This window comes from Streptomyces sp. 4N509B (assembly GCF_052245655.1).
In the GTDB taxonomy this organism is placed as follows: Bacteria; Actinomycetota; Actinomycetes; order Streptomycetales; family Streptomycetaceae; genus Streptomyces.
In genome coordinates, this window is sequence record NZ_JBQQBZ010000003.1 from 130552 (window position 1) to 143859 (window position 13308).

General features: G+C 75.6%; 10 protein-coding genes and 2 pseudogenes. 9 read left to right on the forward strand and 3 right to left on the reverse strand.

The genetic code is table 11. The annotated features are described in order from the left end of the window. Positions 1-56 precede the first annotated feature (56 nt). The 3 genes from pqqB (at position 57) to ACTWP5_RS04950 (ending at position 2631) form a co-directional block, all read left to right on the forward strand. Positions 57-1010 carry a pyrroloquinoline quinone biosynthesis protein PqqB gene (pqqB, locus tag ACTWP5_RS04940; RefSeq protein ID WP_443219477.1) on the forward strand — a complete coding sequence of 318 codons (954 nt, stop codon included), beginning with the start codon at positions 57-59 and terminating at the stop codon, positions 1008-1010. Positions 1011-1108: 98 nt separating this feature from the next. Continuing rightward, on the forward strand, positions 1109-1729 hold the full coding sequence (locus ACTWP5_RS04945; RefSeq protein ID WP_443219478.1) for a hypothetical protein: 621 nt from the start codon (positions 1109-1111) through the stop codon (positions 1727-1729). Further along, complete coding sequence (locus ACTWP5_RS04950; protein WP_443219479.1) at positions 1720-2631, forward strand: hypothetical protein; 912 nt, start codon at positions 1720-1722, stop codon at positions 2629-2631. Before ACTWP5_RS04945 ends, ACTWP5_RS04950 begins: the two co-directional genes overlap by 10 nt. 5 nt (positions 2632-2636) lie before the next feature. Here the strand turns inward: ACTWP5_RS04950 and ACTWP5_RS04955 are convergent. Continuing rightward, positions 2637-3963, reverse strand: a pseudogene (locus ACTWP5_RS04955) (RNA polymerase sigma factor). Next, entirely contained in the window at positions 3953-4375 is a 423-nt protein-coding gene (locus ACTWP5_RS04960) for a YciI family protein (RefSeq protein ID WP_443219480.1), read from the reverse strand. The pseudogene ACTWP5_RS04955 and the gene ACTWP5_RS04960 overlap by 11 nt, the downstream one beginning before the upstream one ends. A 260-nt stretch (positions 4376-4635) precedes the next feature. On the opposite strand from ACTWP5_RS04960, the gene ACTWP5_RS04965 reads away from it, so the two are divergent. The 6 genes and pseudogenes from ACTWP5_RS04965 (at position 4636) to crcB (ending at position 11700) form a co-directional block, all read left to right on the forward strand. Beyond that, a complete protein-coding gene (locus ACTWP5_RS04965; protein WP_443219481.1) occupies positions 4636-5718 on the forward strand; it encodes a DUF3048 domain-containing protein in 1083 nt (360 codons plus the stop codon). A 1143-nt stretch (positions 5719-6861) separates the two neighbouring features. Then, positions 6862-8868, forward strand: coding sequence for an ABC transporter ATP-binding protein (locus ACTWP5_RS04970; RefSeq protein WP_443219482.1), 2007 nt, complete (start codon positions 6862-6864; stop codon positions 8866-8868). Positions 8869-8937: 69 nt separating this feature from the next. Then, positions 8938-9921: pseudogene (locus tag ACTWP5_RS04975) on the forward strand (rod shape-determining protein); the annotation flags it as partial. Positions 9922-10391: 470 nt separating this feature from the next. Then, a complete protein-coding gene (locus ACTWP5_RS04980; protein WP_443219483.1) occupies positions 10392-10895 on the forward strand; it encodes a FluC/FEX family fluoride channel in 504 nt (167 codons plus the stop codon). Beyond that, positions 10892-11323 (forward strand): DUF190 domain-containing protein, encoded by a 432-nt coding sequence (locus ACTWP5_RS04985; RefSeq protein ID WP_443219484.1) that lies wholly within the window; start codon positions 10892-10894, stop codon positions 11321-11323. Before ACTWP5_RS04980 ends, ACTWP5_RS04985 begins: the two co-directional genes overlap by 4 nt. Continuing rightward, a complete protein-coding gene (gene crcB, locus ACTWP5_RS04990; protein ID WP_443219485.1) occupies positions 11320-11700 on the forward strand; it encodes a fluoride efflux transporter CrcB in 381 nt (126 codons plus the stop codon). The genes ACTWP5_RS04985 and crcB overlap by 4 nt, the downstream gene beginning before the upstream one ends. Before the next feature lie 94 nt (positions 11701-11794). Here the strand turns inward: crcB and ACTWP5_RS04995 are convergent, their stop codons facing one another. Beyond that, a complete protein-coding gene (locus ACTWP5_RS04995; RefSeq protein ID WP_443219486.1) occupies positions 11795-13270 on the reverse strand; it encodes an MFS transporter in 1476 nt (491 codons plus the stop codon). Positions 13271-13308 lie beyond the last annotated feature (38 nt).

Here is a 13308-nt window from a genome sequence, read left to right on the forward strand (position 1 = left end):
GGTGTCAACGGGCACGGCGACGCTCCGGACACGGGAACAGGCGAGGTGAGGGCGCGATGAGGGTCCGTCTGCTCGGGACGGCCGCCGGGGGCGGATTCCCCCAGTGGAACTGCGGCTGCCGCCTGTGCGACGCGCCGGGGCTGCCGCCCCGCACGCAGGACTGCGTCGCCGTCAGCCCCGGGCGCGCCGCCGACGGCGAGGACGCCAGAGGCGCGGACGGCGACGGCGACGGCGATCCGGGCTGGTACCTGCTGAACGCCTCGCCCGACATCCGCGCCCAGATCCTCGCGACCCCCGAGCTGGCGCCCCCCGCCGGCACCCGCGCCACCCCGCTGCGCGGCGCCTTCCTCACCGACGCCGAACTCGACCACAGCATGGGCCTGTTGATGCTGCGCGAGGGCGAGGGCATGCCCGTGTGGGCGCCGCGCTCGGTGCTGGCCGCGCTGTGCGAGGCGTTCCCCGTCCGGCGGATCACCTCCCACTACGGCGCCGGCTGGCGCTGGACGCCGATCCCGCTGGCCCACCCCTTCGCCGTCGGCGGGCTGCGTGTCACGGCCCTGCCCGTCGGCGCCAGGCGCCCCCGGTACGCGACGGACGTGCTGGAGGACGTGGCGGCGGGCGTGTGGACGGTCGCGTACCGGATCGAGGATCCGGTGACCGGTGGGGTGCTGGTCTACGCGCCCTCCCTGGCCGACTGGCCCGACGGCTTCGACGCGTTCGTCGCGGGCGCGGACCTCGTGCTGCTGGACGGCACCTTCCACTCCGCCGCGGAGCTGCCGGGCGCCGCCGGCCAGGCCCACCTCCCGATGACCGGCCCCGACGGCACGCTGGAGCGCGTCCGTCGGGCCGGCGACGCCGACGCCGACGCGGGCGGCGACGGCAGGACCCGCTGGCTGTACACGCACCTCAACAACACCAATCCGGCCATCGACCCGGGTTCGAAACAGGCCGCCGAGGTGGAGGTGTCCGGCGCCGCCGTGCCGTCGGACGGCGCCGAGTTCGTCCTGTGACGCCGTAGCCGCCGGCGCGCCGGGCTATGTCACGACCCTGGCACGGACGCCTCTCACGCCCTCCCCCGGCTTCCTCCGCGCGCGCTACTGTGTCGCGCGTGAAGAGCATCGCGTTGACTGGAATGCGACGGATCAGGGCAGGAGCCGTGGCCGGTCTGGCGCTGTTGGCACTGACGGGGACCGTCGCGGGCTGCTCCTCCGACGACGAGGGCGGGGACGGGGGCGGGAGCGGCGGCATCGACGGCGCCCAGACCGAGTCCGCCGAGCCCGACGCGACCACGGACGCCGAGGGCGACGGCGAGACGACGGCCGACACCGCCGCGCTGGAACAGCTCTACACCGACTACTGGGACGCCATGGTCGCCCTGGAGAACGGCGAGGAGCTCGACGCCACCCTCTTCGACGGCATCACGACGGTCGCCGTCGCGGAGGAGGAGGTCATCCGCGTCCAGACCTTCAAGGACAACGGGCTGCGCCGCGAGGGCGAGCCGACCATCGACACCGTCACGGTCGCCGTCGACGGCGACACCGCGACGATCGAGGCCTGCAAGAACGAGGACGGCTGGAACGTCGTCCACCAGGGCGAGGTCGTCCCCGACGTCGTGCCCGAGGACCTGCTCGTGCCCCACGCCCACATCGTCACCGTCGAACGGTCCGACGAGGGCTGGCTGATCAACGGGACGCGTCCCCGGGAGGAGGCGACGATCTCATGCTCGTGACCCTCGCGCCCCGCACGCCCCTCGCGACGCGCCTTCTCCGCGTCGCCGGGCGCCTGGCGGCGGTGGCCGCCCTGACGATCGGCCTGATAGCGGTGGCCGGCGCCGGGCAGGCGCACGCCGACCCCTCCGACCCCAGCTGCTACGTCGAGAAGCCGGGCGGCGGCGGCCTGATCTACATCTGCGGTGACAGCGACTCCGACGAGAACCCCGGCGACGGCGAGGGCGGCGACGGCTCGGGCGAGCCGTCCTGCGACATGAGCACGGTCGGCAGCGCCACGAACTCCTGGTGCGAGGGCGAGAACGCCTGCTGGGCGAACATCCCCTCGGCCGTCTACCCGACCCCCGACACCTGGCCGGGGGAGCCCCCCAACCCGGACGCGGTCTACATCTTCAAGGTCTGCTACGACCGCGAGGGCAACACGGTCTACTCCGACTGGACCTGGTACACCCCGCAGCAGCCCTCCCTGGAGGAACTCGCCTGGATCGCCTACGGCGAGCTCAACGCCCCCGCCTTCGACCTGGCCTTCAGCCCGCCGGGCGAGTCCGTGATCCACGTCGACACGTGGTGGTGGGCCGACGGCGCGCCCGGTGGCTCGATCACGGGCTCCTCGGCCGGCGGCGTGATCGCGGTCGCCGAGCCCGACAGCCTGGAGGTCGAACCCGGCGACGGCAGCGGGACGATGACCTGCGCGTTCGTCGTCAGTGAGTCGGACGAGTGCACCCACACCTACGAGCGGGCCTCCCGCGACGGGTACCCGGCCCGTGCCCGTCTGGTCTACGACGTCCACTTCGAGAGGAACGGACAGGTCGTCGAGCCCCAGGGGCTGCCCGACTCCTTCGAGAGCGCGTGGGAGGAGACGAGCGTCCCGGTGACGGAGGTCCAGGCCAACGTCGTCCGCTAGGACCGCTAGGACCGTTCAGTCCGCTGGTCCCGTTCGGTCCGCTGGTCCCGTTCCCCCGGGGCGCGTTCGCGCAGCCGCGCCGCGCGCAGCTGGAGGTGGCGCCGCTCGGGGACGCTCGACGTGAGACCGGCCGCCAGGTGATACGCCTCCCTGGCGGCCAGCGGCTCGTCCGCCCGCTCCAGCAGGTGCGCGCGCACGGCGTGCAGCCGGTGGTGCTCGGCCAGGCGCGGGTCGGCGTCGAGCTCCCGCAGCAGCGCGAGCCCCGCGCGCGGCCCGTCGACCATGGCGACGGCCACCGCCCGGTTCAACGCGACCACGGGGCTGCCCGGCTGGACCTCACGCAGCACGTCGTAGAGGGCCAGGATCTGCGGCCAGTCGGTGTCCTCGGCCCGCTCCGCCTCGTCGTGGACGGCGGCGATCGCCGCCTGGAGCTGGTACGGGCCGACGGTGTCGGGCGTCGCCCGCGTCAGGGCCCACTCCACCAGGGCCACGCCCTCGGCGATCTGCTCCCCGTCCCACAGCGTGCGGTCCTGCTCGGCGAGCGGCACGAGGTTCCCCGCCGCGTCGGTGCGGGCGGCGCGGCGGGCGTGGGTGAGCAGCATCAGCGCCAGCAGCCCCGCGACCTCGCCGTCGTTCGGCAGCAGCTCCCTGACCACGCGGGCGAGCCGGATCGCCTCGGTGGCGAGCTCCGAGCGTTGCAGCGCGGTGCCGCCCGAGGCGGTGTGGCCCTCGGTGAAGATCAGGTACAGCACCTGGAGGACGTCGGCGAGCCGCTCCCGGCGCTCTGGCGGCGCCGTGGGCTGCGTGAAGCGCCCGCCCGCCGCGAGGATGGCGCGCTTCGCGCGGCTGACGCTCCCCCGGAGGGGGCACCCCCAGCGCCATCGTCGCCTCCGGCACCAGCATGGCCCGCGCGATCTCCGCCGTGGTGAGGCCGCCGACGGCGCGCAGCGTCAGCGCGATCCGGGAGGCCGGGGTCAGCCGGGGGTGGCAGCACAGGAAGAGCAGGGTGAGGGTGTCGTCCCGGGACGGGGCCCGCGCCGGGCCCGGCGGCTGGAGCGCCACGGCTCTCGCCTCGCGGCCACGGCGTGCCTCGTCCGAGCGGAGCGCGTCGGTCAGCCGCCGGGACGCGACCCGGATCAGCCAGCCGCGCGGGTTGGCGGGTGTGCCGCTGGCCGGCCACTGCTGGGCGGCGGCGAGCAGCGCCTCCTGGACGGCCTCCTCGGCGAGGTCGAAGTGGCCGTGGCGCCGCACGAGCGCGCCGAGGACCTGCGGTGTGTGGTGGCGCAGCAGGTCCTCGACGCGTTCCGTGGCGCCCGTGGGCTCAGAGCTCACCGGCCTGCTCGGCCTCGTCGACGCGCCGCACGATGACGGGCGGGACGGTGGGGGTGCCCTCGGGCACCGGGCACTGGTAGGCGCGGGCGGCGATCTCGTAGGCCCGCTCGGGGGTCTCGACGTCCACGATCCAGTAGCCGGCCAGCACCTCCCTGGTCTCGCCGAACGGTCCGTCCGACACGACGGGCGTGCCGTCGGCCGACGCCGTCACGTACCTGGCCTGCTTCGGCTCGGCGAGGCCCTGGCCGTCGACGAGCTCGCCGCGCTCGGAGAGGTCGTCGTTGAGGGCGCTCATGTGGTCGAACATGGCCTTCAGGTCGCTCTCGCTGTAGGCCGGGGCGCTCGGGGAGCCCTTGCCGTTCATGGCGTCGTAGTCGGCCTGGGTGCCGGTCAGCATGAGGATGTACTTCATCGCTCCACTCTCCCTGTGTCCTGTGTCTGTTCTGTCTCCGTGTCGGGCACCCGTGGCGGGCACCGTCGAGGCTTCTCGACGCCGGTGTCCGTGTTCCCACCGTGTTCCCACCGTGTTCCCACCGTGGGGCCTTTCACGGGGAACGTCGGAGCCGCAACGGCGTTCTCGACATCGCCGAGCCCCCTTCTTCGAGGTTCTTTCTCGCTCTCGCACCCGAGGCCCCGGCGTGGTGCACTGGGAGTACGAGGGGTGATGGGGACATGACGCATATACGACGTGACAGAGCGACGTACGCGCAGGCGGGGGCGCCGGCCGCGACGCGGTCGGTGACGGGGAAGCGCTCCCGGACGAGGGCGGCGCTGGGGGTGGTGGCGATGGTGGGGGTGACGGGCCTGGCCGGGCTCGCCGGCTGCACGGACGACGACGGCGGAGGATACGACGGCGGAACGGACGGCGGCGACGGCAGCGACGCGCGGGGCGGCGAGCTGTCGCCGTTCACCGGCGAGGAGACCGACCCCGGGGACGAGCCCGTCCTCGCCGTCAAGATCGACAACGCGCCGGCCGCCCGCCCGCAGACCGGCCTCGACGAGGCCGACATCGTGTACGTGGAGCCGGTCGAGGGCGGCATGAGCCGCTTCCTCGCCGTCTACTCCAGCGAACTGCCCGACGACCCCGACGAGATCGGCCCGGTCCGCAGCGGCCGGGAGTCCGACCTGGAGCTGCTGGAGCAGTTCGACGACCCGGCCTTCGCCTACTCGGGCATCAACAGCAGGCTGACGCCGGTCTACGAGGAGGCCGCCCGGGGCGGCGAACTCCACCTCGTGCCGCCGGCCACCGTCCCCGAGGGCTACGAGCGCAACGACGAGCGCGACGCGCCGTACAACCTCTACGCCGACCCGGCGACCCTCGTCGAGGCGGCGCCGGACGCGAGCGACGCGTCCGACATCGGCTTCCGCTTCGGCGAGGCGCCCGACAGCGGCGGCGAGCGGACGCGGCAGTTCGAGGTGTCCTACCCGGCGGCGCACTTCGGCTTCACCTGGAACGGCGACGACGAGCACTGGAACGTCTCCCTCGACGGCGATCCCGCCGAGGCCGAGCCGGCCACCGTGATCGTCCAGCAGGTGCCGGTCCGCGACTCCTCCCTCCACGACGTGCTGGGCAGCGCGTCGCCGTACGCGGAGACGGTGGGCTCGGGGTCGGCGACGGTGCTGCGGGACGGCAGGGCGTACGACGCGGAGTGGTCGCGGCCCTCCCAGGACGACGGCACGGAGTTCACCACGCCGGACGGCGAGCCGCTGCGCTTCGACACCGGGCCCGTGTGGGTGGTGCTCCAGGCACGGTAGGCGCGGGCGGCACGGCCGGTGCGGCGGGCGCGGCCGCGCCGTGTACGCGCGGCGCGGGCGGCGCGGTGTTTCCGCGCGCGGCGCGGGCGGTGCGAGCGGCACGGCCGGTGCGGCGGGCACCGCTGACGCGGTGCTTCAGCGCGCGGCGCGGTGATTGCGTGTGCGGCACGGGCGGCGCAGCGTTTGCGTGCGCGGCGCGGGAGACGCGGGCGGCACGCCCGGTGCGGCCGGCACCGCTGACGCGGTGCTTCCGCGCGCGGCGCGGGTCGACCGGACCGGGGCACGGCCGGTACGCGCCGTGAGGCCGGCGCGGTAGGGCGTGGTAGGCGCGGCCAACACAGGCCGTATGGCCGGTACGACCGGCACGGCTGGCACGGTGGCCACACCTGGTGTGGTGGACACGGCTGGCACGGTGTTCGCGCGCGCAGCGCGGCCGGCAGGGCGTGCCTGTGCACGGGCGGCGGGCAGGCAAGGCCGGCACGGTGAACATTGGCCAGTTCGACCGGCCAGCACGGTAGGCGCGCCCGGGGTCAGGTGAGCACGGCCGGTGCGACCGGCCCGCGCGGCACCGTGTTCGCGCGCAGGGCAACCGACACGGGGGACACGGTGGGCGCCTGTGCCCGGGCGGCGGGGTGGGCGCGCGGCGCCGTAGGCACGGTAGGCGCGCCTGGGGCCCGGTGGGCACGGCGGGTGCGGCGCCGGTTTGCGCGCGCGGCACGGTCAGCGGGGTGAGCACGGCCGGTGCGAAGAGCGCCCGGTGTGGCGGGCACCGCTGCGCGGTGTTTCCGCGGGCGACACGCCGACACGCGCGGCACGGCCAGTGCGACCGGCAGGCGAGGCGCGCCCGGCGTGGTGGACATGCCCGGCGCGGCCGAAATGCGTGGCACGGCCGGCTCGGGCAGCACGGCTCACGGGCAGCACGCCCGGCGCGGCGGGCACGGCCGGCGCGGTGATTGCGCGCGCAGCCTGGCCGGCATGCTGGGCGCCTACGACGCGGACAGCGCGGCACGCGCAGCACCGGCGCCGCGCAGTCGCCTCGTGCGTCAACGGCCGGGTTGTCGGTCGGGCGGCGCGAGGGATGCGGGCCTTCGTTGGCACCCCGCCTTGACCTCAAGTCAGCTTGAGGTCCTACGCTCGCCCGTCATGAGCATGGAGATGACGGCCTGGAACCAGATCTACAACGCCCACCACGCCCGGGACGACGAGCGGCCGTTCTCCCGTGAGACCCTCCGCCGCATCGGGCGGTTCGCGCTGCCGCACCGGCCCGCGTTGGTCCTCTTCCTCGTGCTGAGCGTCGTCACCGCGCTGCTGGCCGTCGCCACCCCCGTGCTGGCGGGGCGGGTGGTGAACGCGATCGTGGACGGCGACTCCCAGCGGACCGTCGTCACGCTCGCCGTCCTCATCGCCGGCATCGCCGTCGCGGAGGCGGCGATCGGCCTGTTGGCGCGCTGGCTCTCCGCCCGCATCGGCGAGGGCCTGATCCTGGACCTGCGCACCGCCGTCTTCGACCACGTGCAGCGCATGCCCGTCGCGTTCTTCACGCGCACCCGCACGGGCGCGCTCGTCAGCCGTCTGAACTCGGACGTGATCGGCGCGCAGCGGGCGTTCAGCGACACCCTCTCCGGGGTGCTGGGCAACGCCGTGATGCTCGTGCTCACGCTCGGCGTCATGGTCAGCATCAGCTGGCAGGTCACGGCGCTGGCGCTGCTCCTGCTGCCGGTCTTCGTGGTGCCCGCCCGGCGGATGGGCCGCCGCCTGGCCCGCCTCTCCCGCGAGGCCGCGAACCACAACTCGGTGATGTCCACGCAGATGACGGAGCGGTTCTCCGCCCCCGGCGCCACCCTCGTGAAGCTCTACGGGCGCCCGGAGGAGGAGTCGGCGGAGTTCGCGGAGCGCGCCGCCCGGGTGCGGGACATCGGCATCCGCACGGCGATGACCCAGATGGTCTTCGTCACCGCCCTCACCCTGGTCTCCGCCCTCGCGCTCGCCCTCGTCTACGGCCTGGGTGGCTACCACGCGCTGCGCGGCACCCTCGACTCCGGCGCGGTCGTCTCCCTCGCGATGCTGCTGACCCGCCTGTACGCGCCGCTCACCGCGTTGGCGAGCGCCCGCGTGGAGGTGATGACGGCGCTCGTCAGCTTCCAGCGGGTCTTCGAGATCCTCGACCTCACGCCGCTCATCCAGGAGCGGCCGACCGCGCGCGCCGTGCCCGAGGGGCCCGTGGCGGTCGAGTTCGACGGCGTGGACTTCGCCTACCCGTCGGCGGACCGGGTGTCGCTCGCCTCCCTCGAGGAGGTCGCCACCCTCGACACGCGCGGCGGTGAGCAGGTGCTGCACGGCGTGACGTTCCACGCCGCGCCCGGCGAGCTGGTGGCGCTGGTCGGCTCCTCGGGCGCCGGGAAGTCGACGATCGCCCAGCTGGTGCCCCGCCTCTACGACGCGGACGCGGGCGCGGTGCGGGTCGGCGGGGTGGACGTGCGGGACCTGACGGCCGCCTCGTTGCGGAGGACCGTCGGCATGGTCACCCAGGACGGTCACCTCTTCCACGACACCATCCGCGCCAACCTCCGGCTGGCGCGCCCCGGCGCGGCGGACGAGGAGCTGTGGGACGCGCTGACGCGGGCGCGGCTGGCGGAGCTGGTGGGCGCGCTGCCCGACGGCCTGGACACGGTCGTCGGGGAGCGCGGCTACCGCCTCTCGGGTGGCGAGCGGCAGCGGCTGACGATCGCCCGGCTGCTGCTGGCGCAGCCCCGGGTGGTGATCCTCGACGAGGCGACGGCGCACCTCGACGCGAGCTCCGAGGCGGCCGTGCAGGAGGCGCTCGCCGAGGCGCTGGCGGGGCGCACCGCCGTCGTCATCGCCCACCGCCTGTCGACGATCCGGGCGGCGAGCCAGATCCTCGTCGTCGAGGGCGGGCGGATCGTGGAGCGGGGTGGGCACGAGGAGTTGCTCGCGGCGGGCGGCCGGTACGCGGAGCTGTACCGCACGCAGTTCGACGACGACGCGGCTGGCCGGGGCGACGGGGGCCGTGTGGACGGGAACGGTGCCGGCGAGGGGCGCGGCGACGTCGTCGCCCGGCTGGTGAAGGGCGGCGTCGACGGCGATCCGGAGCACCCCGAGCACCCGGAACCCGCCCCCGTAGCCGGCTGACTACGAACCGTCACCCGGGCGGCGGTCTCCACCGCGCGCTCCGGGTGGCGGGCGCCGAGCATGACGGGTATGACCCTCAGTTTTGATCATCTTCGCCGCTGCACACTCGCCGCCGACCTCGGCGCGGCCCGCACCCGCGTCTACCTCCGCAACACCGGCCTCGTCGTTGACGAGCCGTCAGTCGTGGCCGTCAACACCCGCAACGGCGCGCTGATCGCCGTCGGCGCCCCCGCGGAACGCATGGCGGGGCGGACCCCCGCCAACATCCGGGTGGTCCGCCCCATCAACGGCGGCACCGTCGTCGACATCGACATGGCCCAGCGGATGCTGCGCGCGATGGTCGGCACCAAGCTGCGCCGCGCCTGGCGCCGCCGCCCCCTCCTGCGCGCCGCCGCCTGCGTCCCCCACGACGCCGACCCGCTGGCCCGCCGCGCCGCGCTGGAGACACTGATGGGGCTCGGCGCGCGGAAGGTGGAGCTGGTCGACAGCCTCGTCACGGCCGCGATCGGCTGCGGCCTGCCCGTGGAGCAGCCGGAGGCGACGATGATCGTGCAGTGCGGCGCCGCGACGACGCAGGTCGCGGTGCTCTCACTCGGCGCGATCGTGGCGGCGGAGAAGGTGCCGATGGGCGGCGAGACCATCGACCGCGCCCTCGTACAGCACCTGCGCAACCACCACGAGCTGCTCATGCCGAGTCAGGCCGTCCGCCCTCTCCACGCGGCGCTGGCCGGGCCCCTCTCCCGGCCGGCCGAGGTCCACGGCCGCGACGTCGCGACCGGGCTGGCCCGCACGGTGCGGGTCGACCCGGCGACCCTCCGCAAGGCCATCCTGCCTCCGCTGATCGCGCTGCTGGACTCGATCCGCGCGGTGCTGCACCGCTGCCCGCCCGACCTCGTCGCCGACCTCGCCGACCGCGGCGTCATGCTGACGGGCGGCGCCGCCATGCTGCCGGGGCTCGACGCCACGATCCGCGAGAACACGGGCATGCCGGTGTCCGTCGCCGAGGATCCCGCGCTCTGCGCCGTGCGCGGACTCGGGGCGCTGGTGGAGGGCGGCTCCCGGGGCGGCGGCGGGGGGCGGCGGGGCCGCAGGGCCCTGGCGCGGGCGCGGCGAGCCGCGGAGGCCGAGGCGGGAAGCGGCGTCGGGGCCGCGACGGACGAGGAGCACGTCGCCGGGTCCGGGTCCGGGTCCGGGTTCGAACCCGAGGCCGGCGCCGGGGTGGACGCCGTGTCCGGGGCGACGGCCGTGTCCGGAACGGACGTCGTGCCCGGGGCCGAGGCCGTGTCCGGGGCGGAGGCCAGGTCCGGGGCGGACGTCGTGCCCGGGGCGGGGTCCGACGGGCTGCGAGGGCTCGACGAGGGTCGGGCGCCCGGAGCCGCCCAGGCCCACGGCGTCGCCCCCGCGTCGGGCACCCGGGCGGAGGCGGACGCGACCCCCCGACCCGAAACCGAGTGGACGCGGGTCTGAGCGCCGCGGCGCCCGGGGCCGGGGGCGCCTGACGCGGCTGACATAGCATCCCCGGCATGGACCAGCCCGCGCCGCGACCAGCGTCGCCGTGGCGCGGGCAGGCGCCGGTGCTGGCCGTCGTCGCGGCGGGTGGCGGCCTCGGCTCGGCCGCCCGGTACGGCGCCGGGCGGCTGTGGCCCACCGCCGAGGGCGGCTGGCCCTGGGCCACCTTCGGCGTCAACGCCGCCGGCTGCGCGCTCATCGGCGTGCTGATGGTCCTGATCACGGAGGTGTGGGCCGCGCACCGGCTGGTCCGCCCGTTCCTCGGCACGGGCGTGCTGGGCGGCTTCACCACCTTCTCCACCTACAGCCAGGAGACGCACGGCCTGCTCGTCGACGGCCGGACGGGCGTCGCGCTCGCGTATCTGACGGCGACGGTCGCGGCGGCCCTGTCGGCGGTGTGGCTCGCGGCGGCGGCGACGCGGGCGGTGGCACGGCGAGGGCGGCGACACGGCGGCGCGGACAACGGACGCGACGGCGGCGACGGCGGCGACGGAACCGACGGAGGCGGGCGGGCATGACGGGAGCGACGGCGCCGCCGCGCGGCGGCACGGCCCTGCGGCTGACGGCGTTCCTCGGCGAGGGCGACACCTGGCACCACCGGCCGGTCCACGCCGAGATCGTCCGCAGGGCGCGGGCCGCCGGCCTGGCGGGCGCGAGCGTCTTCCGTGGCGTCGAGGGCTTCGGCGCCTCCGCGCTCGTCCACACCGCGCGGCTGCTGTCGCTCAGTGAGGACCTGCCCGTCGCCGTCGTGATCGTCGACGAGGCCGACCGGGTCCGTGGCTTCCTGCCCCAGCTCGAACCGCTGATGGACGGCGGGCTGGTCACCCTCGACGAGGTCGAGGTGCTTCGCTACCCCCGGCGGGACGACCGCGACAGCGACGGCGACCGCGACGGCGACGGCGGCGGCAGCGGCAGCGGCAGCGGCGGCGAGGACGCGGCCCGGTGAGCTGGCTGCTGGTGGTCGCGGGCGGCATGGTCGGCGCGCCCCTGCGGTACCTCACCGACCGCGCGGTGCAGCTGCGGTACGGCACCGTCCTCCCGTGGGGCACCCTCTGCGCCAACGTCCTGGGCTGCGCGGTGCTCGGTCTGCTGACGGGCGCCGCGACGGCGGACGTCGGCCTCGCCTCCGACGGGGTCAGGCTCCTCGTCGGCACGGGCCTGTGCGGGGCGTTGACCACGTACTCGACGTTCTCCTACGAGACCCTGCGCCTCGCCGAGCAGGGCGCCCGCCTGCTGGCCGCCGCCAACGTGGCGGCCAGCGTCCTCGTCTGCCTCGCCACCACCCTCGCCGGCACGGCCGTGGCGGAGGCGGTCTGGGGGTAGCCGCCGCCAGGCGACGAGCCGGGTGACTCCCCCGCCGCGTGTGCCCGCTTCCGTGAGCCGGGCGGCCCGTCGCGGACACACCCGGCGTGGGTGGTCAGGATCCGGGCTCCGCGGGTGCCGCCTGGCGCGGGGGCTCGGTGGCCGCCGGCCGCGCCGGTGGGGCGCCGGGCCGCGTGGTCTCGGCGGGAGGCCGCTCGCGGACCAGGGCCGCGACCAGGACCGACGCCGCCAGCGCCGCCACGCCGGCCACCGCGTAGACCGCGTCCAGCCCCTCCGCGAAGCCGGCGCGGCTGTCCGCCCCGCCGGCCGCCGTGAAGACCGTGCCGAGGACCGCGACGCCCAGCGCGAAGCCCAGCTGCCGGAAGGTGTTGACCGCGCCGCTGGCCATGCCGGCCCGCTCCGGCGGCGCCGCCGCCAGCGCGGCCGAGACGAGCACCGGCATCGCGAGCCCCACGCCCACGCCCGTCACCGTCATGCCCGGCAGCAGCACCGTCCACGTCGAGCCCGCCGCCACAGCGGTCTGGGTCAGGACGCCCACGCCGATCAGCAGCACGCCGGCGGCGACCGGGACCCGGGGTGGGAGACGGTCCAGCAGCCGCAGCCGCCCGCCGAGGGCCGCGACGACGAACGCCGTCGCCGCCAGCGGCAGCACCGCGAGGCCCGCCCGCACCGGGCTGAGGCCGAGCCCGGCCTGGAGCCACAGCATGGTGTAGATCGAGTGGGAGAACGCCGCCGCGTTGAGCACCGCCGCCCCCGCCATGAGCGCGGCGAACGACGGCCGGCGCAGCAGCCGCAGGTCCAACAGCCCGCCCCGCCCCGCGCGCTCGGCGCCCCGCTGGAACAGGACGAAGACGAGCAGCGCCGCCGCCGCGCCCGCGAACGAGGCCAGCGCCAGGCCGTCGCCCCAGCCCACCTCGCCACCCCGGATCAGGCCGTGGACCAGCGCCCCCGCGCAGCAGGTGAAGGCGATCGTGGCGGGCCACTCGACGCGTCCGCCGGCCGGGTCGCGCGACTCCGACAGCGTGCGCCAGGCCAGCCAGATCGCCACCGCCGAGATCGGCAGGTTCACCAGGAAGATGGCGCGCCACTGGAGGTACTGGGTCAGCACGCCGCCCAGCAGGACGCCGACCGCGCTGCCGGCGCCGCTCACCGCGCCCCACAGGCCGAACGCGACGGCCCGGTCGCGGCCCTGGTAGGCGGAGGCCAGCAGCGGCGCGTTGCTCGCGAACATCGCCGCGCCCGCCACGCCCTGCACCGCCCGTGCCGCGAGCAGCACCCCCGTGCTGGGCGCCAGACCGCACGCGAGGGACGCCGCCGCGAAGCCGGCCAGGCCCAGGAGGTAGACGCGGCGGCGGCCGTGGAGGTCGCCGAGCGCGCCGAACGCCATCAGCAGCGCGGCCAGCGCCAGGGCGTAGGAGTCGAGGATCCACTGCTGGGCGGAGAGGCCGGCGCCGAGGTCCCGCGTGATGTCCGGCACGGCCGTGATCACGATCGTCACGTCGATCAGCAGCATGAAGTTGCCCAGACAGACCGCCACCAGCGGCCACCACTTACCGTTTCCGTCGCGCATGCCGACCAGACTGCGCCCGGCGGCGGCTCGCTCCCAGC